The organism is Subtercola vilae (assembly GCF_004923255.1).
Lineage (GTDB): Bacteria > Actinomycetota > Actinomycetes > Actinomycetales > Microbacteriaceae > Subtercola > Subtercola vilae.
In genome coordinates, this window is record NZ_QYRT01000003.1 from 117886 (window position 1) to 142238 (window position 24353).

Consider the following 24353-nt stretch of genomic DNA (forward strand, 5'->3'; position numbering starts at 1 on the left):
ACTGGATGCACCCGAACGAACGCCGCCCCCGCCTGACCCCGGCGATGGCCGATGTGCGCCGGGCCGTGCGGGAGGCGCTTGTTCAGCTTTCACCGCTGTCGATGCAGCCGCAGCAGCAGTCGTCGCTGCCGGCTCGGGATGCCCCCCTCGTGCTCGTCGCCCTGAGCGGTGGCCCCGATTCCCTCGCTCTGGCAGCGGCCCTCGCGTTCGAGGCGCCCCGCGCCGGCTTTCGCGCGGGCGCCGTGCTGGTCGACCACGGGCTGCAGGCGGGCTCGGCCGAGGTCACCGCCCGCGCAGCCGCCCAGGCCCGCACGCTCGGCCTCGACCCGGTTCTGGTCGAGCGTGTCGAGGTCGGCGGCACTACGACCGACGCGGCGAGCACCACAGCTGGGGGCGCCGGCGGCCCCGAAGCCGCCGCCCGCGCAGCGCGATACGCGGCCTTCGAACGCGCACAGGCGAGCACGAACGCCGTGGGCATCATGCTCGCCCACACGCTCGATGACCAGGCCGAGACGGTGCTGCTGGGGCTGGCGCGGGGCTCCGGGCCGACGAGCCTGTCGGGCATGAGCCCGGTGAACGGGGTGTACCTGCGGCCGCTGCTGGGCATCCGGCGCCAGACGCTTCACGACTCGCTCACCGACCTCGGGCCCGGGTCGGGGCTCGAGGCGTGGCATGACCCGCAGAACCTCGACCCGGCGTTCACCCGCGTGCGGGTGCGCTCAACCGTGCTGCCGATGCTCGAGGCAGAGCTCGGCCCTGGCATCGCTGAGGCGCTCGTACGCACGGCCGAGCAGCTGCGCGAAGACGCCGAGGCGCTGGATGCCCTGGCCGCCGAGTGGGCTGCCGAGATCGTCGAACACGCTGAGGCTGGCATCGCCCTCGACGTGCACGGCCTGGCCTTGAACCCGGCGGCACTCGCGCAGCGCATCGTGCGGTTCGTCGTGCTGGCGGAGTTCGGGGTGAGCCTCAGCCGGGCGCACACGCTCGCCGTGCTGCGGCTCGTGACCGAGTGGCGGGGTCAAGCGGGTGTGGATCTGCCGGGCATCCGCGTCACCCGGGTTTCAGCCGCCCTCGTCTTCGCTCGCGTTCGCTAGGCTGACGGGCATGGATTCACTCGATGTCTCAGCCGACCTGTCACAGATTCTGATCACTGAGGCTGAGATCCGCACCAAGATCGCCGAACTGGCGAGGCGCATCGAGGCCGACTACGCGGGCCAAGACGTGCTGCTCGTCGGCGTGCTGAAGGGCGCCGTCATGGTCATGGCCGACCTGGCCCGCGAACTGCACCTGCCAGTGACGATGGACTGGATGGCCGTCAGCTCGTATGGCACCAGCACCCAGTCGAGCGGGGTGGTGCGCATTCTGAAAGACCTCGACTCCGAGCTCGAGGGGCGCACGGTTCTCATCGTCGAAGACATCATCGACTCGGGGTTGACGCTCTCGTGGCTGCTTGGCAACCTGCGTTCGCGCGGCCCGAAGTCGGTCGAGGTGTGCGCGCTGCTGCGAAAGCCCGACGCCGTGCGCATCGAGCTCGACGTGCGCTACGTGGGCTTCGACATTCCCAACGACTTCGTGGTGGGCTACGGCCTCGACTACGCCGAGAAGTACCGCAACCTCAAAGACATCGGCGTGCTCGCCCCCCACGTCTACGCCTGACCGCCCCACCCCATAAAGACGAACGTGGAGTCGTTTTCCGCCCTAGAACCTCACGGTTGGGGCGGAAAACGACTCCACGTTTGCGTTGCGGGCGGGCGGCGGGGCGCGGGCCCCGACCGGGCCGGTTAGACCACGGCCGCCTCAGCGATGCGGTCGTTCTCGGCGTGCTTCTCAGCCTGGGCGTGAGCCGCGTGGGCCGTGGCCTGAACCGTGGCCTTGCGCTTGAAGAGCAGTGCAGCCATGACGGCACCGGCAAAGAACAGGCCTGAGGCGCAGGCGTACGCCAGAGCGTAGCCGTTCACGGCAGCCTGCGCTGCGACGGCGGGGGAGGCCGGCAGGTTCGATGCGATGTAGTTCGTCACAGCGGTGGCGACGAGGGTGTTCAGCAGCGCGGTGCTGATCGAGCCACCGACCTGCTGCGAGGTGTTCACCATGGCCGAGGCCACGCCGGCGAACTGGCGGTCGACGCCGAGCGTCGCGGTCTGCATCGCGGCGGGCATGATCGTTCCCATCGCGAGCCCCATGAGCATGAGGGGCGGCAGGATGTTCGCGGCGTACGTGCTCGACAGGTCTAGCCTCGTCATCCAGAGCAGCGCCGCCGATGCCATGAGCATGCCGGTCGGCACCATGACCTTCGGCCCGAAGCGCGGAACGAAGATGTTCGTGCCGAGCTGGGCGGCCAGCACGAGGCAGGCGATCATCGGCAGGAACGAGAGGCCCGTGGTGATGGGGCTGAAGTTCAGCGACGTCTGCAGGAAGTACGTGAGGAACAGGAACACGGCGAACATGCCCGAGCCTGCGATGAACACCGACAGGTACGCTGCGCCGCGGTTGCGGTTCAGAATGATCGCGAGGGGAAGCAGCGGGTGCTGCGCGCGGCGCTGCCAGAGAACGAACGCGATGAACAGAATGCCGCTCGCTACGAGGAGCCCCCAGGTGAAGAAGTCGCCCCAGCCGTTCGTCTCGGCGTTCGAGAAGCCGTAGACGAGCGAGAACAGAGCGGCCGACACCATGATCGTGCCGGGGATGTCGAGCTTGGGGCGCTCGGTTGTGCGCTTGATGGTCGGTACGAAGATGATCGCACCGATGACCGCGATGATGGCGAAGAACACGTTGATGTAGAGGTTCCAGCGCCAGCTGAAGTCTTGGGTGAGGTAACCGCCGAGCAGCAGCCCCACGGCGCCACCGGCACCGGCGATCGCGCCGAACACGCCGAATGCGCGCGAGCGCTCCTTCGGAATGGTGAACGTGGTGGTCAGAACGGCCAGGGCCGTGGGAGCGAGCAGTGCGCCGAAGAGGCCCTGCAGTGCGCGGGCGGCGACGAGCGTGCCGAAGCTGTCGGCAGCGCCACCGAGGGCGGATGCGGCGGCGAAGCCAATCAGACCGATGATGAACGTGGGCTTGCGGCCGATGAGGTCGGAGACGCGGCCGCCGAGCAGCAGCAGCGAGCCGAACGCCAGTGAGTAGGCGGTGACGACCCATTGGCGGTCGCCGTTCGAGAAGCCGAGGTCGGCCTGGGCGGCGGGAAGGGCGATGTTCACGACGGTAGCGTCGAGCACCACCATGAGCTGGGCGAGTGCGACGATGGCGAGCGTGAGCCAGCGGCGCGAAGAGGCTGCGGTTGCAGCGGGAGAAGTCTGTGACATGTCACCGACTATATACGGTACTGAGCAGTTTCGGAACTTAACAGTTTCTGAATTGCTAGTATTTAATCCGACAGTAACATTTGGCTGTCACACACTCAATCGAAAGGAAGAAACGCGATGACGCAGATCGACCTCTCCACTCCTAAACTCGGGCGCAAGCGAGATCATTCCCGCGATGCCGACATTCTGGATGCTGCGCTCGAGGTTCTCGCCGAAACCGGTTACGACGGCATGACCATCGACATGGTCGCCGCCCGAGCGAAGGCCGGCAAAGCGACGCTCTACCGGCGCTGGCCCTCGAAGGCCGAACTGGTCATCGACGCGGTCGCGTGCATGAAGAAGGGCGCGTACAGCCTCGAAGATCTGCCTGACACGGGAACACTCCGGGGCGATCTGGTCGCGCTGATCAAGCCGCACTCCATCGTCGATGCAGAGAAGAAGATGAAGGTGATGGCAGGGTTGATCTCGATGCTGTCGAGACAACCCGACCTCGCCGATGCGGCCAACGCCGCGATCATCGAGCCCCGGGCATCCGTCAACCGAGTTCTGATGCAGAGAGCGATCGATCGCGGCGAGATCTCGCCAGAGAGCGACATTGAGGCCCTCGCCCTGATCAGCCCGTCGATGGCGTCGTACCGCACGCTCATTCTGAAGAAGCCGGTCGACCGCGAGTTCTTGATTTCGCTGATAGACGGAGTGATCATGCCGGCTGTCGGCCTCAGAGCGCGCGCAAGTTAAGCCCACGGGGAACACGCAGGGCACGCCCAGTGTGCGACGGGTACTCTGAACCAGTAGTTGGGTGACCAGAAGGGTGCCGGTTTTGCCGCAAGAACCAAAAAGAGACATGAGCCTGAGACGCATTTTCCGGTCTCCGATTCCCTACATCATTCTTGGTGCCATCGCACTGTGGATCGGCTTCGGCCTGATCACCGGTTCGGGGTTCCAGCAGGTGTCGACCCAGCAGGGTCTGCAGTTCTTGAAAGATGGCAAGGTCTCACAGGCCCTCATCATCGACGGCGAACAGCGCGTCGACCTGACCCTCGCGTCGGCCGACGCCAAATACGGGTCGAAGGTGCAGTTCTACTACGTCGCACCGCGCGGCACCGAGGTGATCGACGCCGTCACGTCTGCAGCACCCACTGACGGCTTCAACGACCAGGTTCCGCAGACGAACTGGTTCCTGTCGCTGCTCGGCATTCTTTTGCCCGTCATTCTGATCGGTGCGTTCTTCTGGCTGATGCTCTCTGGCATGCAGGGCGGCGGCAACAAGGTCATGCAGTTCGGCAAGTCGAAGGCGAAACTCGTCTCGAAAGACACCCCGAAGGTCACCTTCGCCGATGTCGCGGGCAACGACGAGGCCATCGAAGAGCTCGAAGAGATCAAAGACTTCCTGAAAGACCCGTCGAAGTTCCTGGCGGTCGGTGCGCGCATCCCGAAGGGCGTTCTGCTCTACGGCGCTCCCGGTACGGGCAAGACCCTGCTGGCCCGTGCGGTCGCAGGTGAAGCCGGCGTTCCGTTCTACTCCATCTCGGGTTCTGACTTCGTCGAGATGTTCGTCGGTGTCGGCGCGAGCCGCGTGCGTGACCTGTTCGAACAGGCCAAGCAGAACTCGCCCGCCATCATCTTCATCGACGAGATCGATGCCGTGGGCCGTCACCGCGGTGCCGGTATGGGCGGCGGCCACGACGAGCGTGAGCAGACCCTCAACCAGCTGCTGGTCGAGATGGACGGCTTCGACGTGAAGACGAACGTCATTCTCATCGCGGCGACGAACCGCCCCGACATTCTCGACCCCGCGCTTCTTCGCCCGGGCCGCTTCGACCGCCAGATCGGCGTCGATGCTCCCGACCTGCAGGGTCGCAAGCAGATTCTCGAGGTTCACGGCCGAGGCAAGCCCCTGGCTGCCGGTGTCGACCTCGAGGTTCTCGCCCGCAAGACCCCCGGGTTCACCGGTGCCGACCTGGCCAACGTTCTGAACGAGGCAGCGCTTCTCACCGCCCGCTCGAATGCGCAGCTGATCGACAACCGTGCTCTCGATGAGGCCGTCGACCGTGTCATGGCCGGCCCGCAGCGCCGCACCCGCATCATGCGCGACCACGAGAAGCTCGTGACCGCATACCACGAGGGTGGGCACGCGCTGGTCGCCACCGCGATGAACCACACCGACCCCGTCACGAAGATCACCATTCTTCCGCGCGGTCGTGCGCTCGGCTACACGATGGTGCTGCCGCTCGAAGACCGCTACTCCATCTCGCGCAACGAACTGCTCGACCAGCTGGCCTACGCCATGGGTGGCCGGGTTGCCGAAGAGGTCGTCTTCCACGACCCCACCACGGGTGCGTCGAACGACATCGAGAAGGCCACCGACACGGCCCGCAAGATGGTCACCGACTACGGCATGTCGTCGAACGTCGGTGCCGTCAAGCTCGGCAGTGCGTCGGGTGAGATGTTCCTCGGCCGCAACATGGGCCACGAACGCGACTACAGCGACAACCTCGCCCAGCAGGTCGACAACGAGGTGCGCCAGCTCATCGAGGCGGCGCACGACGAGGCATGGTCGGTGTTGAACGACAACCGCGACATCCTCGATCACCTGGCCACGGAGCTGCTCGAACACGAGACGCTCGACCAGCACCAGCTGGCCGAGATCTTCAAAGACGTGCGCCACCTGCCTCCTCGCCCCCAGTGGCTGTCGAGCCAGAAGCGCCCGGTCTCCTCGATTCCGCCCATCGACTACCGGGCCGCCAAGGCTCCGATCGACCTGGGTGCCACCGACGGCGGCATCACGAGCGAGCCAGAGCCCGAGTTGAAGCCGAAGCGCGCGCCCCAGGCCCCGCCCCGCCCCGCCACCGCTTGAGCCTGTCGGCTCCAGTGAACTCCATCGAACAGTGGTAGACAGAGCACGAATCGAAGCCGCCGTACTCGAGATTCTCGAGGCGATCGGCGAAGACCCGAACAGGGAAGGGCTCGGCAGTACCCCTCGGCGTGTCGCCGAGGCATACTCCGAGTTCTTCTCCGGGGTCGGGGTCGATGCTCGCGCCCTCCTGGGCGAGACGTTCGCGTTCGACGAGGCCGCCCCGCGGGAGCCTGTGCTCATGCGGGGCATCACGTTCCGGTCGGTCTGTGAACACCACCTGCTGCCGTTCGAGGGCCTGGCGCACATCGCGTACGTGCCGACCGACAGGCTCATCGGCCTCGGCCGCCTGCCCGCCGTGGTCGACGCGCTCGCGTCGCGCCCGCAGCTGCAGGAGCGCCTCGGCGAGCAGCTTGCCGACACCATCGCCGACGGCCTCGATGCCACCGGCGTTCTCGTCGTTCTCGAGGCATCGCACGGCTGCGTAACTCTTCGCGGCCCCCGCCAGGTCGGCAGCACCACCGTGACGGTCGCGAGTCGCGGCTCTCTCAGCGAGCCAGCTGCCCGTAGCGAACTCATGGGTCTCATCGGGCAGCCGACCGCCGGCGCCACGGGCCACGAGGCCGCGCTGTGAGCGACCTCGGAGCAGGGCTGTCGCGCCGACGGAGGCCCGCGGCCGACGTGACGCACGCCACCTATGCGGGGCTGCCGAAGGGGCGCACGCTCATCATGGGTGTGCTCAACGTGACGAGCGACTCGTTCAGCGACGGCGGGCGGTGGCTGAGATCCGAAGCGGCCGTCGCACACGGGCTCGAGCTGGCTGCAGCGGGAGCAGACCTCATTGACGTGGGTGGCGAGTCGACGAGGCCCGGCGCCAGGCGAGTGCCCGTGGCCGAAGAGCAGGCGCGGGTTCTGCCGGTCATCCGGGAGCTGGCCCGCAGCGGAATCGCGATGAGCATCGACACGATGAATTCTTCGACCGCGCGCGCCGCGGTCGAAGCGGGCGCCATCATCGTGAACGATGTGTCGGGTGGCCTGAGCGACGAGGGTATGGCGGCAGCCGTCATCGACCTCGACGTGGCGTTTCTCGTGTCGCACTGGCGCGGCCACAGTGACTCGATGAACTCGGCGGCGGTGTACGACAACGTGGTGAACGACGTTCGCCGTGAGCTCGAGTACCGCGTCGCCGAACTCGTGGTGCGCGGCGTCGACCCCGCCCGGCTGCTGGTCGACCCGGGCCTTGGTTTTGCGAAGAACTCCGACCACAACTGGAAGCTGCTGGCCCACCTCGACGTGTTCACCGCCTTCGGCCTGCCGCTGGTGGTGGGTGCGTCGCGCAAGCGTTTCATCGGCGAGCTGCTGCCGGCGGGTGCGACGATGGATGCCCGTGACTTTCCTTCGGCTGTCACCGCCGCCCTGGCGGCCCAGGCAGGCGCATGGGCCGTGCGGGTGCACGATGTCGAGACCACCAAAGCCGCGCTCGCCGTGGCAGAAGCCTGGAAGAAGGGGGCAGAACGATGACCGACCAGTCGACTCCAACGGTCGCACTCGCCCTCGTACCCGACGGCCCCGATGCCATCACCATCACCGGGCTCACCGTTCAGGCCAACCACGGAGTGTTCGACTTCGAGCGCCGTGACGGCCAGCCGTTCGTCATCGACGTCACGGCGTGGCTGAACACCGCGGCCGCCGCCGCCGATGACGACCTCGACCAGACCCTGCACTACGGGGTGCTGTCGAACGAGATCGCGGATGCGGTAGCCGGCGAACCCGTCGACCTCATCGAGACGCTCGCCGAGCGGGTCGCCCGTGTCGTGCTGGCGCACGAAGTGGCTGAGCGGGTGCGCGTCACCGTGCACAAGCCCGAAGCTCCCATCGAAGTGCCGTTCACCGATGTCTCGATCACCATCACCCGGAGGCGGGCGTGAGGCAGGAGAAGCTGCGGGTCACTCTTCCCGCCGTGGTCGCGCTCGGCAGCAACCTCGGGGAGCGCGAGCAGACACTGCGGGATGCCGTGCGGGAGATCGATGCGGTCGACGGAGTCATTGTCGACGCCGTCTCGAGCCTCTACGAGACCGACGCTCTGAAGCCCGACGGTGTCGACCTCGACGCGCCCAGCTACCTCAACGCCGTGGCCCTCGTGCGGTCGGCGCTGCCGCCCCATGAGCTGCTGGTTGCCCTGCAGGCCATCGAACTCGCGCACGACCGGGTTCGCGAAGAACACTGGGGCGACCGAACGCTCGACCTCGACATCGTCACGTTCGCAGGCCTGCAACAGCACGACGAGACACTGACCCTGCCGCATCCGCTGGCATTCGAGCGTGCATTCGTGCTGGTGCCGTGGCACGAGATCGAACCTGCGGCCGAGCTGCCGGGCCACGGCCCAATCGCCGCACTGCTGGCGGCGCTGCCGGCCACGACCGACGAGATCCCGAGACTGTACGCGAAGTGGGAGAAATGAAGCGAACACGCCCGATCACTCTGGTTCTGCTGGTCATCGGTGGAGCCTTTGTGGGGTTCTTCATCGAAGTCGGCCTCGCCTCGGCCGGCCGGCCCATCATCGCTCTGCCGCTCTCGCTGTCGATCACGCTGGTCGCGGCGGGAGCCATCGTCGTGACGCTGGCGGTGCCCATTGCGCGGGCCATCCGCGGCACGAACCAGGCCCCCATCAATCCGTTCCGCGCCATGCGCACGGTGGTGCTCGCGAAGGCATCGAGTCTCGTGGGCGCCCTGATCGCCGGCCTCGGCGTCGGCGTCGTGGTGTACCTGCTGTCGCGGGCCGTGGTTCCGGCTGTCTCGTCACTGTGGCTGAGTTTCGCTGCGGCGATTGCGGGCGCGATACTGCTCGCGTGCGGCCTCGTGGCAGAGAAGCTGTGCACCTTGCCGCCCGATGACGGCGACCCCGATCATCCGGTCAGCGCCCCCGACCGCCGGTTGGGCTAGCCGCCCGTGAACCCCGCACCCGATTCGCACCGGCTGTCGTACGGCACCCAGTGGCGCCGGGTCAGCCCCAAGTACGTGGCCGTCGAGATCGCCGCCTCCATCATCGCAGGCGTCGTACTGGCGGCCGTGAGTGTGTTCTTCATTCTGGTGGTGCGGGCCTGGTTCGGCTGGTGGATGCTCGGCGCATCCATTGCCATCATGATCGTGCTGCTCATCGTGGCGCCGCGCCGGGCCCGCGCGATCGGATACCAGTTGCGCGACGACGACCTGCTCTTTCGTCGCGGAATCATGTTTCTTCGCATCGTGGCCGTGCCGTACGGGCGCATGCAGCTCATCGACATCAACCGCGGGCCGCTCGGGCGGGCCCTCGGGCTCAGCGACCTCAAGTTCGTCACGGCGGCGGCCACCAGCGGGGTGGCGATTCCGGGGCTGCCCGAGGCAGAAGCCGACGCGCTGCGCGACCAGCTGATCGGGCTGGCCGAGGCGCGCCGCACCGGGCTGTGACGGTGAACGGCGAGACGGCGAGCGGCGAGACGGCGCCGGACATGCCGGACATGCCGGGTGCGCCGGGCGTGCCGTCCTCCATGCCTCCGTCGCTGCCGCCTGTCGCGGCGCACCTTGCCGACGGCGAGTGGCACCGCCTGCACTGGGCGTCACCGCTGCTCAAAGGCGGGTTCGTGCTGGTGGCGGTGCTCGCCTTCATTCTGACGAACCTGCGCGAGCGGCTCGTCGAGCTGTTCATTCCCACCGGGCCGGGCCCGGGCGACGGCGGTGGGGGCGGAAGCGGCGGAGGCGGCCAGGGCGGCCGCGGCAACCCCGGCGACAACGGCGACATCGTCTCACTGGTGTACAGCCACGGTCAGACCGGCATCGCCATTCTCATCATCTTCGGCGTCATTCTCGTAGCGATCGCCGCCTTCGCGCTGGCCTGGCGCATGCACAGTTTTCGCATCGGCAGCGACGCGGTCGAAGTGAAGAGCGGAGTGCTCTTTCGCCACAACAGGCAGGCGCGGCTCGACCGCATTCAGGGCATCCACATCACTCGTCCGCTGTTCGCTCGCCTGTTCGGTGCCGCCCGTATCGAGCTGACGGTGGCGGGTCAAGACGCGAAGGTCGAGCTGGCCTACCTGGGTTCGAGCCAGGTCGATGAGCTGCGCCGCGAGATACTGCGGCGGGCGTCGGGGGTGCTGGAATCAGAGGCGCGGGCCGCGGCACAGGCGGCTGACGACGCTGGGGTGGGTGCCACCGTCGGCGACGCCAGCGGTTTCGGTTCCCCCGAACCCCGACCGGGCATCCTGAACCGGCGGCTCGGCGAATTTCTTGCCCCCGAACTCGACCCCGATGCTGCCCCGCCCGAGTCGGTGGTGAAGATCACCCCACTGCGGCTGATCGGCTCGCTCGTGCTGAGCGAATTCACCGTGGTGCTGCTGCTCGTCATTGCGGCTCTCGTTGTGTCGACGGTGTTCGCGCACCACACGTTCATTCTGTTTCTGCTGCTGCCGAGCGTCATCGGCTCGCTCGGCTACTACAGCAGGCGTTTCACGAAGTCGCTGCGATACTCCATCGCGGGTACGCCCGACGGGGTGCGGGTGGGCTTCGGCCTGTTCACGATCAACAACGACACGCTGCCGCCCGGGCGCATTCACGCCATCGAGGTCACGCAGCCGATTCTGTGGCGCCCGGCGGGCTGGTGGATGATCAGAATCAACCGTGCCGGCCACGCCTCGTCGCACGGTGGAGCTGGCCAGCCGCACACCCTGCTGCTGCCCGTCGGGCGCGTTGCCGACGTGGAACGCGTGCTCGGACTGCTGCTGCCCGGCCTCGCGGTGGCCTCGCCGACCGATGCCAGCGACCAGCAGCAGCTGCAGCGGCTCGTGCTCGCCGGGCTGACCGCCAGGCACGGGGCGGGCTTCAGCTCGACACCGGCGCGCGGCTTCTGGCTGAGGCCGCTGTCGTGGCGGCGCACGGGGTTCGCGGTGACTCCGGATGCCGTGCTGCTGCGCACGGGGTTCGTCTGGCGGCGGCTGAGCGTCGTTCCGTTGGCGCGGTTGCAGAGCCTTCACGTGACCCAGGGGCCGGTTCGCCGGGTGCTCGATCTCGCGGCGCTCGACTTCAACACGATTGCAGGCCCCGTGCGCGCGAAGCTCGGCGTGATCGACCGGCGTGCGGCGGTGGCGGCGTTCACCGAGCTGTCGGCGGGCGCCGTTCTGGCGGCCCGCGCCGACGATTCGCATCGGTGGGCCGGGCGGGCAACCCCCGCGCTTCACGCGAGCGACGACAATCCACTCGTGCCGCTTCTGCCCACCCCCGAACACCCGGAGACCGACCGATGACCTCACCACAACGTTCGGGCCGGCTCGGCATCGGCATCATCGGCGCAGGGCGCGTGGGGCCGGTGCTCGGGGCCGCGCTCGCCGGGGCCGGGCACGCGATCGTGGGCGTGAGCGCGGTGTCGGAGGCGAGCCGCGAGCGGGCCGAGGTCATGCTGCCGGGGGCTCCGATTCTCGACATTCCGCAACTGATCGAGCGAAGCGAGCTGGTACTGCTGGCGGTGCCCTCCGACCAACTGGCCGCGCTGGTCAGCGGGCTCGCGGCAACCGGAGCCTGGCAGCCGGGCCAGCTCGTCATGCATACCGCCGCCGAATTCGGCTTCGGGGTGCTCGCGCCGGCGCTCGCGGCGGGGGCGATACCGCTGGCGATTCACCCCGCCATGTCTTTCACGGGGTCGAGCATCGACATTGCCCGCCTCTCTGGCACCTACTTCGCCGTCACTGCGCCGGGCCCCGTGCTGCCCATCGGCCAGGCGCTCGTGGTCGAGATGGGCGGCGAGCCGGTGGTCATCTCCGAAAGCGACCGGGCTGCCTACGCCGAAGCGATCGAGACGGCTACCACGTTCTCGAGTGCGATCGTCGAGCAGGCCACGGGTATGCTCACCTCTATTGGGGTCGAGGGCCCCGGCCGGATGCTGGCCCCGCTCATCCGTTCGTCGGTTGAGAATGCCCTGCAGCGCACGGCCGGCCCCGATGACGTCTTTCTGCCGGTCGAGTAGCGAGTAACCTTTTCACGGCGCTTGGCCTGTCTGGCGGCGCCGTCAATATAAGGAGTACCGGTGCCGACGCTCGCTGTCACCATCGCCGAGGTGCGCGAGCAGATCGCGCTCGCGAAAGACGATGCACGCCTCCGCGGCGTCACGAACCCGACGGTGGCACTCGTTCCCACCATGGGTGCACTGCACGACGGTCACCTCGCCCTCGTCACCCGGGCCCGTGAAGTGGGCGATATCGTGGTCGTCTCGATTTTCGTCAACCCGCTGCAGTTCGGCGAGGGCGAAGACCTTGAGACCTACCCCCGCACGCTCGACGCAGACCTCGCCGCGCTCGATCGCACCGGCCCCACCATCGTCTTCGCACCCACCGCAGCCGAGATGTACCCCGAGGGCCGCACGCAGACGAAGATCTCGGCCGGCCACGTGGGCACCCTTCTCGAGGGCCGCAGCCGGGCCGGCCACTTCGACGGCGTGCTCATCGTGGTCAACAAGCTGCTGAACATCGTGCAGCCGACCTCGGTACTGTTCGGCCAGAAAGACGGCCAGCAGGTGTTCGTGGTGAGCCGCATGGTGCGCGACCTGAACATCCCCGTCACCGTCGAGGTCGTCGACACCGTTCGTGAGACCGACGGCTTGGCGCTCTCGAGCCGCAACACGTACCTCGACGAGCGTGAGCGCGTCGCGGCGCGCGTGCTCTCGGCTGTTCTCGAAGCGGCCGAGTCGGCCGCCGTCAGCGGAATCGACTCGCTCATCGCGGCAGCGCAGGCGGCCAGCATGGGCCAGCCGCTCGTCACGCTCGAATACCTGAGCGTGGTCAACCCGGCCACCTTCCTGCCGGTCGACGACAACTTCCACGGTCGGGCGCAGGTATTGGTGGCCGCCCGCGTGGGCACCACCCGCCTCATCGACAACGAGTTCGTCTACCTCGGCGGCTGAGACGCCGCGCGGTGCGCTGCTTGTAAGCTGGGCGAGACTTTCAAGGAGCCCCGCCGCATGACCGAAACACCAGCCGAGCCGTTCGACCCGAGTGACGCCGCAGCAGAAGCAGAAGCAGAAGCCGCTGCCGAGGCTGCCGCGACGAGCGAGCAGCAGGTCATCCGCATGGCCAAGCGCGAACGGATGCTCGAGCAGGGCCTCCAGGCGTACCCCGTCTCTGTTCCCGTGACCACCACCATCCCCGTCGTTCGCGCGCAGTATGGCGAACTCGTGGCCGACCAGAGAACGGGCGACACCGTCGGTATCGCGGGGCGCGTGGTGCACCTGCGCAACACCGGCAAGCTGTGCTTCGTCTCGCTGCAGTCGGGCGACGGAACGCGCATCCAGGCCATGGTCTCGCTGGCCGCCGTCGGCGACGAGTCGCTGGCCGCCTTCAAAGACTTCGTCGACCTGGGCGATCACCTGTTCGTGAGCGGCGAGGTCATCTCGTCGCGCCGCGGTGAGCTGTCGGTGATGGTGGCCGAGTGGCAGATCGCGTCGAAGGCCCTGCTGCCGTTGCCGAACCTGCACAGTGAGCTCAGCGAAGAGACCCGTATGCGAAGCCGCTACCTAGACCTGATCGTGCGCGATGAGGCCCGCGTCATGGTGCGCACCCGCGCGGCCGCCGTGGCCAGCATGCGCAAGACGTTCGCCGACCGCGAGTTCATCGAGGTCGAGACGCCCATGCTGCAGACCATGCACGGCGGCGCCGCTGCGCGACCGTTCTCCACCTGGAGCAACGCCTTCGACACCGAGCTGTACCTGCGCATCGCTCCCGAGCTCTTTCTGAAGCGCGCGGTGGTGGGCGGCATCGACCGCGTGTTCGAAATCAACCGCAATTTTCGCAACGAAGGCGCGGACTCCACCCACAGCCCCGAGTTTGCGATGCTCGAGGCGTACGAGGCCTATGGCGACTACAACACCATGGCCGAGCTGACCCAGACGCTCATTCAGAACGCCGCCCTCGCGGTGGCCGGCTCGCACGTGGTGACCTGGGCCGACGGCACCGAGTACGACCTCGGTGGGCAGTGGCAGCGCATCAGCATGTACGAATCGCTGAGTGAGGCATCGGGCATCCCGATCACACCCGCGACGAGTCTCGACGAGCTGAAGGCGCTCGCCGCGCGCGAAGGTGTCGAGGTTCACCTGCCGAACCACGGCAAGTACGTCGAAGAGCTGTGGGAGCACTTCGTGAAGGGTTCGCTCGACTCGCCCACGTTCGTGATGGACTTCCCGGTCGAGACCAGCCCACTCACGCGCGCGCACCGCTCGATCGCGGGTGTCGTCGAGAAGTGGGATCTGTACATTCGCGGGTTCGAGCTGGCCACGGCGTACTCCGAGCTCGTCGACCCGGTCATCCAGCGCGAGAGGTTCATCGAGCAGGCCAAGCTGGGTGCGGCGGGCGACGATGAGGCCATGCGCCTCGACGAAGAATTTCTGCGCGCGCTCGAGTTCGGCATGCCCCCCTCCGGCGGCCTCGGCATGGGCGTCGACCGCCTGCTGATGGCACTCACCGGGCTCGGCATTCGTGAGACCATCCTGTTTCCGCTGGTGAAGTAGAGCCGGCCGTGACCGACAGCGGGCAGACGCCCGAGCAGCAGAAACCGGATGCCCCGCAGGGCCCGAGCGAGGCCGAGAAGCGCAAGCGCCTCATCGCCGCGCGTCTCGTGGTGGCCGGCGTCGGCCTGACCTTTCTCATCGTGGGTTTCGTCGAATTCGTCACCAAGTCGAACTGACAGCTTCACGGCGTAGGGTAGAAGCACAATGAACGATCTCTGGGGCGCACTCGCCGCACTCTTTCCGACAATCGCCGTCGGCCTGCTCTTCTGGTTCATCATGCGCGCCATCGTTCGCTCAGACAAGACCGAGCGCAAGGTGCTCGCCCGTATCGAGGCCGAAGAGCGCAGCAAGCGCGGCCTGTAACGTCGCTCGCCCCCGGTAGCCGATACGGTATGCAGGGTGTTGTTTCTGCGCGATGAAAGGGGCACCTGATCTCTGGTGACCAAATGACGGTGATTGCCATCGTCGTAGCCTTCGTTGTCGACTTCGGTATTCGTGTCACTGCCATCATCGTGGTGCCGAGAAACCGGCGACCGAGCTCGGCCATGGCCTGGCTGCTGGCCATCTTTCTGATTCCCTACCTCGGGGTGCTCGTCTTTCTGCTCATCGGGAGCTACAAGCTGCCGAAGAAGCGCCGCGACAAGCAGCAGGCCATCAACGACTTCATCATCGAGACCACCGAAGGCATCGATCGGGTCAGCAACGATCATCCGTGGCCCCCGTGGCTGCGCTCGGTGGTCGAACTGAACCGCACGCTCGGCGCCATGCCATTGGTCGGCGGCAACAGGGCCCGCCTCATCGGCGACTACGCCCAGTCGATCGCCGAGATGACGGCCGACGTGAACGCGGCCACGAAGTTCGTGCACTGCGAGTTCTACATCATGGCGTATGACGGGGTCACTGCCGACTTCTTCGCCGCGCTTGAGAACGCCGTGAAACGTGGGGTGGTTGTGCGAGTGCTGCTCGACCACATCGCATCGATCCGCTCACCTGGCCATCGCCAGACGGTTCGCCAGCTGCAGAAGATCGGCGTGATCTGGCACTTCATGCTGCCCGTTCAGCCGTTGCGCGGCCGGTACCAGCGCCCAGACCTCCGCAATCATCGCAAAGTACTCGTCATCGACGGGCGGGTCGGCTACATGGGTTCGCAGAACATGATCGACCGCAGCTACAACAAGCGTGTCAATCGGCGCCGCGGGTTGAAGTGGAAAGACCTCATGACGCGGGTACAAGGCCCCATCGTGAACGGGCTGAACGCCATTTTCATCACCGACTGGTACAGCGAGACCGACGAGTTGCTGGTGCGCGAGACCGAGGCCATCACGCCCGACGTCATCTACGACGAGGCCGACGCGCTCGACTGCCAGGTCGTGCCGAGCGGGCCCGGTTTCGACGGCGAGAACAACCTGCGGCTGTTCCTGGCGCTGCTCTACTACGCGCAGAAGAAGATCATCATCACCTCGCCCTACTTCGTGCCCGACGATGCCATGCTCTATGCCATCACCACCGCCACCCAGCGCGGCGTCGAGGTGCAGCTGTTCGTCTCGGAGATCGGCGACCAGGCGCTCGTCTACCATGCCCAGCGCTCGTACTACGAGGCCCTGCTGAAGGCCGGCGTCGAGGTCTGGATGTACCGCAAGCCCTACATTCTGCACGCCAAGCACTTCACCATCGACGACGACGTCGCCGTCATCGGCTCGAGCAACATGGACATGCGCTCGTTCAGCCTCAACATGGAGGTCTCGATGATGGTGCGCGGCGCCAGCTTCGTGCGCGAGATGCGCGAGGTCGAAGACGGCTACCGCGCCCTCAGCCGCCGGCTCACGCTCGACGAGTGGGAGCGCCAGCCGCTGCGCTCGACGGTGCTCGACAACCTCGCGCGGTTGACGTCGGGGCTGCAATAGGCGCTGCGGCTGTTTCGGCAGGGCTCCGGTAGGGCTCCGGCCAGCGTTCCGCTAGGGCTCCGGATGCTCAGCCGCGGGGCTTGAGGCGAACCGTGGGCAGCTCGGGAGCCGGTAACGGCCCGCCCTCGAACCCGTGCGTCGTGCCGGGAAGCGTTGCGGTGAAGAAGTCTTCGGTGCCCGCGGGCGGCGGGCCGCCGACGCCCAGCGCCTCAGCTTGCCACGCCGCGCGGTACGCCACGATCTCTTCGTGCGTGCGGCCCACGAAGTTCCACCACATCAGAAGCTTCTCGCCGAGAGGTTCGCCGCCGATGAGCAGCAGTCGCACGGGGTCGGGGCCCGCGGTGAAGGTGAGGGTCGTGCATCCGGTGCCCACGTGTGCGAGTTCGTGCCTGACGACCTGTGTCTCGTTTTCGTCGAGCGACGACCGGATGCCCACCTCACCGCTGTCGACCAGAACCCCGTATTCGAACCCGGGTTGCACGGGCAGTTGGGCGCTGCCTCCCGGCGAAAGGTCGACCTGAGCGGCGACCAGCGCGCTGAAGGTACTCGCGTCGGCACGCTCGCCCGCGAGCTCTCCGACGAACACCTGAAGCGCCGCGTCACCCACGCGCACCTTCTTCGACACGTGGCTCTCGAACGAGGGCATCCGGTGCCGCTCTGTTTCGGGCAGTGCCACCCAGAGCTGTGCTCCGTGCAGCACGGTGGTGCCGGGCGTCGATACCTCGGAGTGGCTGATGCCGCGCCCCGCGGTCATCAGGTTGAGTTCGCCCGGCCGCACGATGGCGTGGCTGCCGACGCTGTCGCGGTGCTCGATCTCGCCCTCGAACAGCCACGACACGGTCTGCAGGCCGGTGTGCGGATGCGGCGGAACCCGCATGCTGCCCGTCGCGGCCACCGGATCGGGCCCGTAGTGGTCGAGAAAACACCAGGCACCGATCATGGTGCGGCCCTTACTCGGCAGGGTGCGTCTCACCGTGAGCGCGCGGGGGCCGCCGAGCGGAACCTCTCGCGGCTGCATGATGCTGATGAGGTGGGTCGGCTCGGTCGAGCACTCGACCACTTCGGTGGGGTGACGTTCGAGGTTGCTCACGAGTCAATCGTAGGAGGGCGGCAGATATATCTGCCCACGGCGAACACAGCAGCAATGCCGAACCTCGGTGGTTAGCATTTATGTACCGGTTACCGTCACTGCCCCGGTACCCAAGGAGTCAGCATGTTTGAGAGATTTACCGACCGTGCCCGTCGCGTCGTCGTTTTGGCCCAAGAAGAAGCCAAGATGCTCAACCACAACTACATCGGCACCGAGCACATCCTGCTCGGGCTCATTCACGAGGGCGAAGGTGTCGCTGCCAAGGCGCTCGAGTCACTCGGCATCTCGCTCGACGCCGTGCGCGAGCAGGTGCAGGACATCATCGGCCAGGGCCAGCAGCAGCCCACCGGTCACATTCCGTTCACGCCGCGTGCCAAGAAGGTGCTCGAGCTGTCGCTTCGCGAGGCCCTGCAGCTCGGTCACAACTACATCGGCACCGAGCACATCCTGCTCGGCCTCATTCGCGAGGGTGAAGGCGTCGCCGCCCAGGTTCTGGTCAAGCTCGGTGCTGACCTCAACCGTGTTCGCCAGCAGGTCATTCAGCTGCTGAGCGGGTACCAGGGCAAAGAGGCCGTCGCCGTGGGTGGCAACGACCAGGCGCCCGACAAGGGCTCGCAGATTCTCGACCAGTTCGGCCGCAACCTCACGCAGGCCGCGCGCGACAACAAACTCGACCCGGTCATCGGGCGCGAGAAAGAGATCGAGCGCGTAATGCAGATCTTGTCGCGCCGGTCGAAGAACAATCCTGTTCTCATCGGTGAGCCCGGTGTCGGCAAGACCGCCGTCGTCGAGGGCCTCGCCCAGGCCATCGTTCGGGGCGACGTTCCCGAGACGCTGAAAGACAAGCAGCTCTACACGCTCGACCTCGGGTCGCTCATCGCGGGTTCACGCTACCGGGGCGACTTCGAAGAGCGCCTGAAGAAGGTCACGAAGGAGATCCGCACCCGCGGCGACATCATCACCTTCATCGACGAGATCCACACGCTCGTCGGTGCCGGGGCTGCTGAGGGCGCAATAGACGCCGCGAGCATCCTGAAGCCGCTGTTGGCCCGCGGTGAACTGCAGACCATCGGCGCGACCACGCTCGACGAGTACCGCAAGCACTTCGAGAAAGACGCTGCGCTCGAGCGCCGCTTCCAGCCCATTCAGGTCGCCGAGCCCACGCTGCCCCACACGATCAACATTCTGAAGGGGCTTCGCGACAAGTACGAGGCGTTCCACAAGGTGTCGATCACCGACGGTGCCATTGTCGCCGCAGCGAACCTCGCTGACCGGTACGTGGCCGACCGCTTCCTGCCAGACAAGGCCATCGACCTGATCGATGAGGCCGGCGCACGCCTTCGCCTGTCGATTCTGTCGGCGCCGCCGGAGCTTCGCGAGTTCGACGAGCGCATCGCACTCGTTCGTGGCCGCAAAGAGGCTGCGATCGAGGAACAAGACTTCGAGAAGGCCGCGTCTCTCCGCGACGAGGAGAAGAACCTGCTCGGTGAGCGTCTGCGGCTCGAGAAGAAGTGGAAGTCGGGCGACGTGAAGGCGTCGGGCATCGTCGACGAGGGGCTGATTGCCGAGGTTCTGGCGCAGGCCACGGGCATCCCGGTGTTCAAGCTCACCGAAGAAGAGTCGTCGCGACTCATGTTCATGGAGAAGGCGCTGCACGAGCGTGTCATCGGGCAAGAAGAGGCCATCGCGGCTCTGTCTCGCACGATTCGCCGCACGCGGTCGGGCCTCAAAGACCCCAAGCGCCCCTCGGGTTCGTTCATCTTCGCCGGCCCCACGGGTGTCGGCAAGACCGAGCTCGCGAAGGCGCTCGCCGAGTTCCTCTTCGACGACGAGAACGCCCTCATCTCGCTCGACATGAGCGAGTACGGCGAGAAGCACACCGTTTCTCGTCTGTTCGGTGCTCCTCCCGGATTCGTCGGCTTCGAAGAGGGCGGTCAGCTCACCGAGAAGGTGCGCCGCAAGCCCTTCAGCGTGGTGCTGTTCGACGAGATCGAGAAGGCTCACCCCGACATCTTCAACTCGCTGCTTCAGATTCTTGAAGAGGGCCGGCTGACCGATGGCCAGGGTCGTGTTGTCGACTTCAAGAACACGGTGATTATCATGACCACCAACCTCGGTACGAAAGACATCACCGGTTCGCCCATCGGCTTCCAGTCGCAGACGAACGTGTCGACGTCGTACGACCGCATGAAGGGCAAGGTGAACGAAGAGCTGAAGAAGCACTTCAAGCCCGAGTTCCTGAACCGCGTCGATGACACCATCGTGTTCCCGCAGCTGTCGAAAGAAGAGCTGCTGCAGATCGTCGACCTGTTCATCGGCCGCCTTCGCGACCGCCTGATGGATCGCGACCTGACCATCGAGCTGTCGCTGTCGAGCAAAGAGCGTCTCATCGAGGTCGGGTTCGACCCGTCACTCGGTGCTCGACCGCTTCGCCGCGCAATGCAGAACGAGGTCGAAGACCGACTCTCTGAGCGCATCCTGCTTGGTGAGCTGAACGCTGGCGATCACATCTACGTCGACTTCGTCGAGGGGGAGTTCACCTTCCTCACAACGTCGCCCGAGCCGCTTGCCGCCATCACGGCCGAGGGCGCGGTTGCGCCGGCGATCGACTAGGCGCCAGCGCCAACTGCACCACCCCGCTTCACCAGCACCACCCCGATTCACCCGAAAGGGCCGGCCCCCTCACCGTTGCCGGCCCTTTCGCCGTTCACCGCGGCGCCACGTCACCCGAAGCAGCCACGCGCAGTGGTTTTCGTGAAAACGGGCGGGGGCTGCAAGGATGGAGCATGACCAACTCAGACGTGTCCGCCGTTCGCCCCGCACTCGGGCCGATCACGGTGCGACGCGCGCGTACGTCAGATGTGCCGTACATCCAACGCCTCGCCGAACCACTCGTGCAGACCCGCGTGCTGCTCGGCAAAGACGCCGTGGTCTACTACGAGGCCGTGCAGGAGTTTCGTATCGGGGTCGACTCTGAGGGCACCCCCATCGGCTGCGGCGCGCTCCATGTCTTTTGGGAAGACCTGGGTGAGGTGCGCACGCTCGCCGTCGACCCGGCGTACCTCGGCAAGGGCGTCGGCCATGCCCTCCTCGAGTCGATCGAACGCGACGCTCGCGAGCTCGGGCTGTCGCGGCTGTTCTGCCTCACCTTCGAGGTCGCCTTCTTCGAACGCCACGACTTCGTGGCCTCGCCCCTGGCGTTGGTGGCTCCGGATGTCTATGCCGAACTCGTTCGCTCACCCGACGAGGGCGTGGCCGAGTTTCTCGACCTCGCGCGCGTGAAGCCGAACACCCTCGGCAACACGCGCATGCTGAAGCACCTGTGAGCCGGAGTTGCATCGGGCTGCTCACGCCCACCCCACTTTTTTGCGTCGCCGGTCTCACGGGGGTCACCGGCCCCACTGCCCGCCGATGAGCGGCTACGAGGTGTGCGTCTGCTACCTCATCCGGCAGCGAGCGGATGGCCGGCGCGAGGTTCTGCTCGGCGAGAAGCTCACCGGGCTCGGCATCGGCAAGGTCGTGGGGCCCGGCGGCAAGCTCGAGGCGGGCGAAAGCGCCCTAGACGCCATCGTGCGCGAGGTGGCAGAGGAAACGGGCATCCGCATAGCCCCAGCAGACCTTCGGCAGGCCGGGTATCTGGTGTACGAGTTTCCGTACAAGCCGTCGTGGAGTCAGAATTCGACCGTTTTCGTGGCCGAGGTGTGGCAGGGCGAACCCCGGGCGAGTGTCGAACTTGCGCCCCGTTGGTTCGCCCTCGACGAGATTCCCTTCGAGGCGATGTGGCACGATGCGAGGTTCTGGCTGCCGCGGGTGCTTGCCGGCGAGACGGTTCGCGCACGCTTCTCGTTTCAGGCAGACAACGCGACGGTGGCCGAGACGAATCTGCCGCAGGCCTGACCTCGGCGCCGCGTTAGTGTTGATGGAGTTGCCACTTCTAAGGAGCAAATCAATGCTGTTACACGGTGTGGGCGTCGGTCGCGGTCTTGCGGTCGCTTCAACGCTCCGGATGCCCGAACCTCTCGCCGAGCCCACAGACGAGCCGAGCACGGCTGAACCTGAAGCAGAGCTCGCGCGCATCGAGGTCTCGCTCGCCGCCGTCGCTGCCGACCTTCTGGCACGCGGTGCTGCTGCCGGCGGAGAAGCCCAAGACGTGTTGAACGCCCAGTCGTTGATGGCAGAAGACCCCACCATTGTCGAAGACATCCAGACGCGCCTTGGCAGCGGTAAAACCGCTGATCGCGCCGTGTTCGAGGCGTTCGCTGGTTTTCGCGACCTGCTCGTTCAGATGGGTGGGTACATGGCCGAGCGGGCCGCCGACCTCGACGACGTTTCGCAGCGCATCATCGCACACCTCCGGGGCGTGCCGGCGCCGGGGGTGCCCGAGTCGGCGACCCCGTTCATCCTCGTCGCCCACGACCTCGCACCGGCCGACACGGCGCTGCTCGACCTCGCGAAGGTCGTCGGGCTGATCACGCGCGAAGGTGGGCCTACCTCGCACACCGCGATTCTGGCGCGGTCGAAGTCGATCCCCGCCATCGTGGGTGTGAAGGGGGCCGAGAACCTGGCCGACGGAACGCTCGTCGTGCTCGACGCGGGTGCCGGAACCGTTCTCACCGAGCCGGCCGACTCCGACGTCGAGCGCGCCACCGAGCGCATCGCCCAGCGCGCGGCCGAGGCTGCCGCGCCGCTACGGCCCGGGGCTCTGGCCGACGGAACCCTCGTGCCGCTCCTCGCCAACCTCGGGTCTGCCGAGGGCGCCGCTGAGGCACTCGCGCTCGGGGCCGAAGGCGTTGGGCTCTTTCGCACCGAGTTTCTGTTTCTCGATTCCACTGAGGCGCCCTCGGTCGAGTCGCAGGTCACCCAATACGAAGCCATGTTGCGCGCGTTCGTCGGCAAGAAGGTTGTCGTTCGTGTGCTCGATGCCGGTGCCGACAAACCGCTGAGCTTTCTGAATGACGCGAAAGAGGAGAACCCGGCCCTCGGCCTCCGCGGCATTCGTGCCCTCCGCGCAGCCGAAGACATTCTGCGCGACCAGCTCCTCGCGCTCGCGACGGCCGAGGCGCGCGTCAATGGGCATCGCGACGACCTCGAGCCCGGCGAGAAGGTCGAACTGTGGGTCATGGCACCCATGGTGGCCGACGCCGACGACGCCGAATACTTCGTGTCATTCGCGCGCGAACTCGGCATTCAGGTCGCCGGAGTCATGGCCGAGGTTCCCTCGTCGGCGCTCGTGGCCGACCAGATCTTCGACGTGGCCGACTTTGTGAGCATCGGTACGAACGACCTCACCCAGTACACGCTCGCGGCCGACCGGCTGCTCGGCTCCGTGGCGAACCTGCAAGACCCGTGGCACCCCGCGGTTCTGCGACTCGTGGGCATGCTCGGCGAGGCCGGGCGTGTGGCCGGCAAGCCCGTCGGGGTGTGCGGCGAGGCCGCGGCCGACCCGCTGCTGGCCGTCGTGCTGGTGGGGCTCGGTGTGACAACACTCTCGATGACCCCGGCGGCCATCGCGGATGTTCGGGCCGAACTCGCCCGCCACACCCTCGCCGAGGCGCGCGAACTCGCCCGCGTCGCGGTGGCGGCCACCTCGGCTTCGCGTGCCCGCGCGGCCGTGACCGGGCTTTCGGCGGCGAACGCGATCGGCTGAGGCGCGCCCGCGCGCCCTCTCGCCCGCCCGCGCGCCCTCTCGCCCGCCCGCGCGCCCTCTCGCCCGCCCGCGCGCCCGCACGCGCCGTTGCGTGCGCTGCTCGTGCTGCTTGCATTGCGTGCGTCGCTTGCTCCAGGCTGGGAATCTGCCCACCGTGGCGGGCCACGCCGAGCGCCGGCGGCGAGCCCCGCCCGCGCACCTCTGCAGCGATCGGTAACCTTGCAGAATGTCTATGCCGGGGCATCCGCCCGCCCGCCGCCGCCCTTCGGCGAAGGTGTATCGCCGGCGCCGCCTGGTTGCACTGGTGGGCGTCATCATCGTGATCGTGGCGGTGGTGCTGATCATCCGCGCGGTCGCCAGTGGCGCGACGAGCCCGACGGCCGCCCCCGGCAGCACGGCGGCTGCGGGTGCGTCGGATGCCCCGCAGCAGGGCCCCGCAGCATCCACGTCGGCCACCCCTGCACCCGCTGACCCGCCCGCCACCGCTGCCGCGCCAGACCCGGCCGCGACCCCCGCTGCTCCCGCCGCCACGTCGACTGCCGATGGATCGGCTGCCTGCGCCGCCGGCAACATCACCGTGACCGCCGTCACCGACTCGAACAGCTACTCCGCCGGATCGCAGCCCAAACTGTCGTTCACCATCGTCAACACCGGCGCCGACCCCTGCACCATCAACGCCGGAACCTCGAAGCAGATCTACACCATCACCAGCGGAACCGAGGTCTACTGGAAGTCGACCGACTGCCAGACCGACGCATCCGACACCGCCGCCATGCTCGCACCCGGCCAAACGGTGAGCTCAACCCCGTTCGCCTGGAACCGCGCCCGCTCCTCGCCCAGCACATGCGGCGCCTCGGCGCCGGCCTCCGTTCCCGCGGGTGGCGCGTCGTACCACCTCACCGTCTCGGTCGACGGCATCGCCTCCGCGGCCTCAGCCCAGTTCCTCCTCTACTGACCCTCTCGGGGCATCGAGTTTCCCCACTTCGTCGCCTCGGCTGGCCTTTGTCGACGTTCTGGGGAAAGTCGACGCCG

24 protein-coding genes are annotated in these 24353 nt (G+C 67.0%); 22 read left to right on the top strand and 2 right to left on the bottom strand.

What is annotated here, in order from left to right; all coding sequences use genetic code 11:
* Positions 1-5 precede the first annotated feature (5 nt).
* On the top strand, positions 6-1094 hold the full coding sequence (tilS, locus tag D4765_RS02345; protein WP_136640616.1) for a tRNA lysidine(34) synthetase TilS: 1089 nt from the start codon (positions 6-8) through the stop codon (positions 1092-1094).
* 10 nt (positions 1095-1104) lie between these two features.
* Positions 1105-1656 (top strand): hypoxanthine phosphoribosyltransferase, encoded by a 552-nt coding sequence (hpt, locus tag D4765_RS02350; protein ID WP_136640617.1) that lies wholly within the window; start codon positions 1105-1107, stop codon positions 1654-1656.
* Between the two features lie 125 nt (positions 1657-1781).
* Here hpt and D4765_RS02355 read toward each other — a convergent pair whose 3' ends face one another.
* Complete coding sequence (locus tag D4765_RS02355; RefSeq protein ID WP_136640618.1) at positions 1782-3302, bottom strand: MFS transporter; 1521 nt, start codon at positions 3300-3302, stop codon at positions 1782-1784.
* 117 nt (positions 3303-3419) lie between these two features.
* On the opposite strand from D4765_RS02355, the gene D4765_RS02360 reads away from it, so the two are divergent.
* The 15 genes from D4765_RS02360 to cls all read left to right on the top strand — a co-directional run bounded on the left by D4765_RS02360 (position 3420) and on the right by cls (position 16584).
* Positions 3420-4040: a TetR/AcrR family transcriptional regulator gene (locus D4765_RS02360; RefSeq protein ID WP_136640619.1), complete on the top strand. Its 621-nt coding sequence runs from the start codon at positions 3420-3422 to the stop codon at positions 4038-4040.
* Positions 4041-4146: 106 nt separating this feature from the next.
* Positions 4147-6159, top strand: coding sequence for an ATP-dependent zinc metalloprotease FtsH (ftsH, locus tag D4765_RS02365; RefSeq protein WP_136640620.1), 2013 nt, complete (start codon positions 4147-4149; stop codon positions 6157-6159).
* A 31-nt stretch (positions 6160-6190) separates the two neighbouring features.
* On the top strand, positions 6191-6790 hold the full coding sequence (gene folE / locus D4765_RS02370) for a GTP cyclohydrolase I (RefSeq protein ID WP_136640621.1): 600 nt from the start codon (positions 6191-6193) through the stop codon (positions 6788-6790).
* On the top strand, positions 6787-7677 hold the full coding sequence (folP, locus tag D4765_RS02375; RefSeq protein WP_338054614.1) for a dihydropteroate synthase: 891 nt from the start codon (positions 6787-6789) through the stop codon (positions 7675-7677). Before folE ends, folP begins: the two co-directional genes overlap by 4 nt.
* Positions 7674-8084: a dihydroneopterin aldolase gene (gene folB, locus D4765_RS02380; RefSeq protein WP_136640622.1), complete on the top strand. Its 411-nt coding sequence runs from the start codon at positions 7674-7676 to the stop codon at positions 8082-8084. The genes folP and folB overlap by 4 nt, the downstream gene beginning before the upstream one ends.
* Entirely contained in the window at positions 8081-8617 is a 537-nt protein-coding gene (folK, locus tag D4765_RS02385) for a 2-amino-4-hydroxy-6-hydroxymethyldihydropteridine diphosphokinase (protein WP_136640623.1), read from the top strand. The genes folB and folK overlap by 4 nt, the downstream gene beginning before the upstream one ends.
* Entirely contained in the window at positions 8614-9099 is a 486-nt protein-coding gene (locus D4765_RS02390) for a DUF3180 domain-containing protein (RefSeq protein WP_136640624.1), read from the top strand. Before folK ends, D4765_RS02390 begins: the two co-directional genes overlap by 4 nt.
* A 6-nt stretch (positions 9100-9105) precedes the next feature.
* Positions 9106-9603 (top strand): PH domain-containing protein, encoded by a 498-nt coding sequence (locus D4765_RS02395; RefSeq protein ID WP_237280214.1) that lies wholly within the window; start codon positions 9106-9108, stop codon positions 9601-9603.
* 41 nt (positions 9604-9644) lie between these two features.
* Entirely contained in the window at positions 9645-11432 is a 1788-nt protein-coding gene (locus D4765_RS02400; protein WP_136640625.1) for a PH domain-containing protein, read from the top strand.
* On the top strand, positions 11429-12148 hold the full coding sequence (locus D4765_RS02405) for a Rossmann-like and DUF2520 domain-containing protein (protein WP_136640626.1): 720 nt from the start codon (positions 11429-11431) through the stop codon (positions 12146-12148). Before D4765_RS02400 ends, D4765_RS02405 begins: the two co-directional genes overlap by 4 nt.
* A gap of 60 nt (positions 12149-12208) precedes the next feature.
* A complete protein-coding gene (gene panC, locus D4765_RS02410; RefSeq protein ID WP_237280215.1) occupies positions 12209-13081 on the top strand; it encodes a pantoate--beta-alanine ligase in 873 nt (290 codons plus the stop codon).
* 57 nt (positions 13082-13138) lie between these two features.
* Positions 13139-14680, top strand: coding sequence for a lysine--tRNA ligase (gene lysS / locus D4765_RS02415; RefSeq protein WP_136640627.1), 1542 nt, complete (start codon positions 13139-13141; stop codon positions 14678-14680).
* Positions 14681-14688: 8 nt separating this feature from the next.
* Entirely contained in the window at positions 14689-14856 is a 168-nt protein-coding gene (locus D4765_RS19075; RefSeq protein ID WP_161580322.1) for a hypothetical protein, read from the top strand.
* A 28-nt stretch (positions 14857-14884) separates the two neighbouring features.
* Positions 14885-15043 (top strand): hypothetical protein, encoded by a 159-nt coding sequence (locus D4765_RS19355; RefSeq protein ID WP_162849196.1) that lies wholly within the window; start codon positions 14885-14887, stop codon positions 15041-15043.
* 83 nt (positions 15044-15126) lie between these two features.
* Complete coding sequence (gene cls / locus D4765_RS02420; protein WP_136640628.1) at positions 15127-16584, top strand: cardiolipin synthase; 1458 nt, start codon at positions 15127-15129, stop codon at positions 16582-16584.
* A 67-nt stretch (positions 16585-16651) separates the two neighbouring features.
* Here cls and D4765_RS02425 read toward each other — a convergent pair whose 3' ends face one another.
* Entirely contained in the window at positions 16652-17674 is a 1023-nt protein-coding gene (locus D4765_RS02425; protein WP_136640629.1) for a pirin family protein, read from the bottom strand.
* A gap of 123 nt (positions 17675-17797) precedes the next feature.
* Between D4765_RS02425 and D4765_RS02430 the strand changes: the two genes are divergently transcribed.
* The 5 genes from D4765_RS02430 (at position 17798) to D4765_RS02450 (ending at position 24276) form a co-directional block, all read left to right on the top strand.
* Positions 17798-20287 carry an ATP-dependent Clp protease ATP-binding subunit gene (locus D4765_RS02430; RefSeq protein WP_136640630.1) on the top strand — a complete coding sequence of 830 codons (2490 nt, stop codon included), beginning with the start codon at positions 17798-17800 and terminating at the stop codon, positions 20285-20287.
* 173 nt (positions 20288-20460) lie between these two features.
* Positions 20461-21000, top strand: a complete 540-nt coding sequence (locus tag D4765_RS02435; protein WP_136640631.1) for an amino-acid N-acetyltransferase — start codon at positions 20461-20463, stop codon at positions 20998-21000.
* An 85-nt stretch (positions 21001-21085) separates the two neighbouring features.
* Complete coding sequence (locus tag D4765_RS02440; RefSeq protein WP_136640632.1) at positions 21086-21571, top strand: 8-oxo-dGTP diphosphatase; 486 nt, start codon at positions 21086-21088, stop codon at positions 21569-21571.
* A 52-nt stretch (positions 21572-21623) separates the two neighbouring features.
* Positions 21624-23321 carry a phosphoenolpyruvate--protein phosphotransferase gene (gene ptsP, locus D4765_RS02445; protein WP_136640633.1) on the top strand — a complete coding sequence of 566 codons (1698 nt, stop codon included), beginning with the start codon at positions 21624-21626 and terminating at the stop codon, positions 23319-23321.
* Positions 23322-23547: 226 nt separating this feature from the next.
* Positions 23548-24276 carry a hypothetical protein gene (locus tag D4765_RS02450; RefSeq protein WP_237280216.1) on the top strand — a complete coding sequence of 243 codons (729 nt, stop codon included), beginning with the start codon at positions 23548-23550 and terminating at the stop codon, positions 24274-24276.
* Positions 24277-24353 lie beyond the last annotated feature (77 nt).

Excerpts from the sequence above, each read along its gene's own strand:
- tilS (WP_136640616.1), top strand. The coding sequence starts at position 6 with ATGCACCCGAACGAACGCCGCCCCCGCCTGACCCCGGCGATGGCCGAT.
- hpt (WP_136640617.1), top strand. The coding sequence starts at position 1,105 with ATGGATTCACTCGATGTCTCAGCCGACCTGTCACAGATTCTGATCACT.
- D4765_RS02355 (WP_136640618.1), bottom strand. The coding sequence starts at position 3,302 with ATGTCACAGACTTCTCCCGCTGCAACCGCAGCCTCTTCGCGCCGCTGG.
- D4765_RS02360 (WP_136640619.1), top strand. The coding sequence starts at position 3,420 with ATGACGCAGATCGACCTCTCCACTCCTAAACTCGGGCGCAAGCGAGAT.
- ftsH (WP_136640620.1), top strand. The coding sequence starts at position 4,147 with ATGAGCCTGAGACGCATTTTCCGGTCTCCGATTCCCTACATCATTCTT.
- folB (WP_136640622.1), top strand. The coding sequence starts at position 7,674 with ATGACCGACCAGTCGACTCCAACGGTCGCACTCGCCCTCGTACCCGAC.
- D4765_RS02390 (WP_136640624.1), top strand. The coding sequence starts at position 8,614 with ATGAAGCGAACACGCCCGATCACTCTGGTTCTGCTGGTCATCGGTGGA.
- D4765_RS02400 (WP_136640625.1), top strand. The coding sequence starts at position 9,645 with ATGCCGGACATGCCGGGTGCGCCGGGCGTGCCGTCCTCCATGCCTCCG.
- D4765_RS02405 (WP_136640626.1), top strand. The coding sequence starts at position 11,429 with ATGACCTCACCACAACGTTCGGGCCGGCTCGGCATCGGCATCATCGGC.
- lysS (WP_136640627.1), top strand. The coding sequence starts at position 13,139 with ATGACCGAAACACCAGCCGAGCCGTTCGACCCGAGTGACGCCGCAGCA.
- D4765_RS19355 (WP_162849196.1), top strand. The coding sequence starts at position 14,885 with ATGAACGATCTCTGGGGCGCACTCGCCGCACTCTTTCCGACAATCGCC.
- cls (WP_136640628.1), top strand. The coding sequence starts at position 15,127 with ATGACGGTGATTGCCATCGTCGTAGCCTTCGTTGTCGACTTCGGTATT.
- D4765_RS02430 (WP_136640630.1), top strand. The coding sequence starts at position 17,798 with ATGTTTGAGAGATTTACCGACCGTGCCCGTCGCGTCGTCGTTTTGGCC.
- D4765_RS02435 (WP_136640631.1), top strand. The coding sequence starts at position 20,461 with ATGACCAACTCAGACGTGTCCGCCGTTCGCCCCGCACTCGGGCCGATC.
- D4765_RS02440 (WP_136640632.1), top strand. The coding sequence starts at position 21,086 with ATGAGCGGCTACGAGGTGTGCGTCTGCTACCTCATCCGGCAGCGAGCG.
- ptsP (WP_136640633.1), top strand. The coding sequence starts at position 21,624 with ATGCTGTTACACGGTGTGGGCGTCGGTCGCGGTCTTGCGGTCGCTTCA.
- D4765_RS02450 (WP_237280216.1), top strand. The coding sequence starts at position 23,548 with ATGTCTATGCCGGGGCATCCGCCCGCCCGCCGCCGCCCTTCGGCGAAG.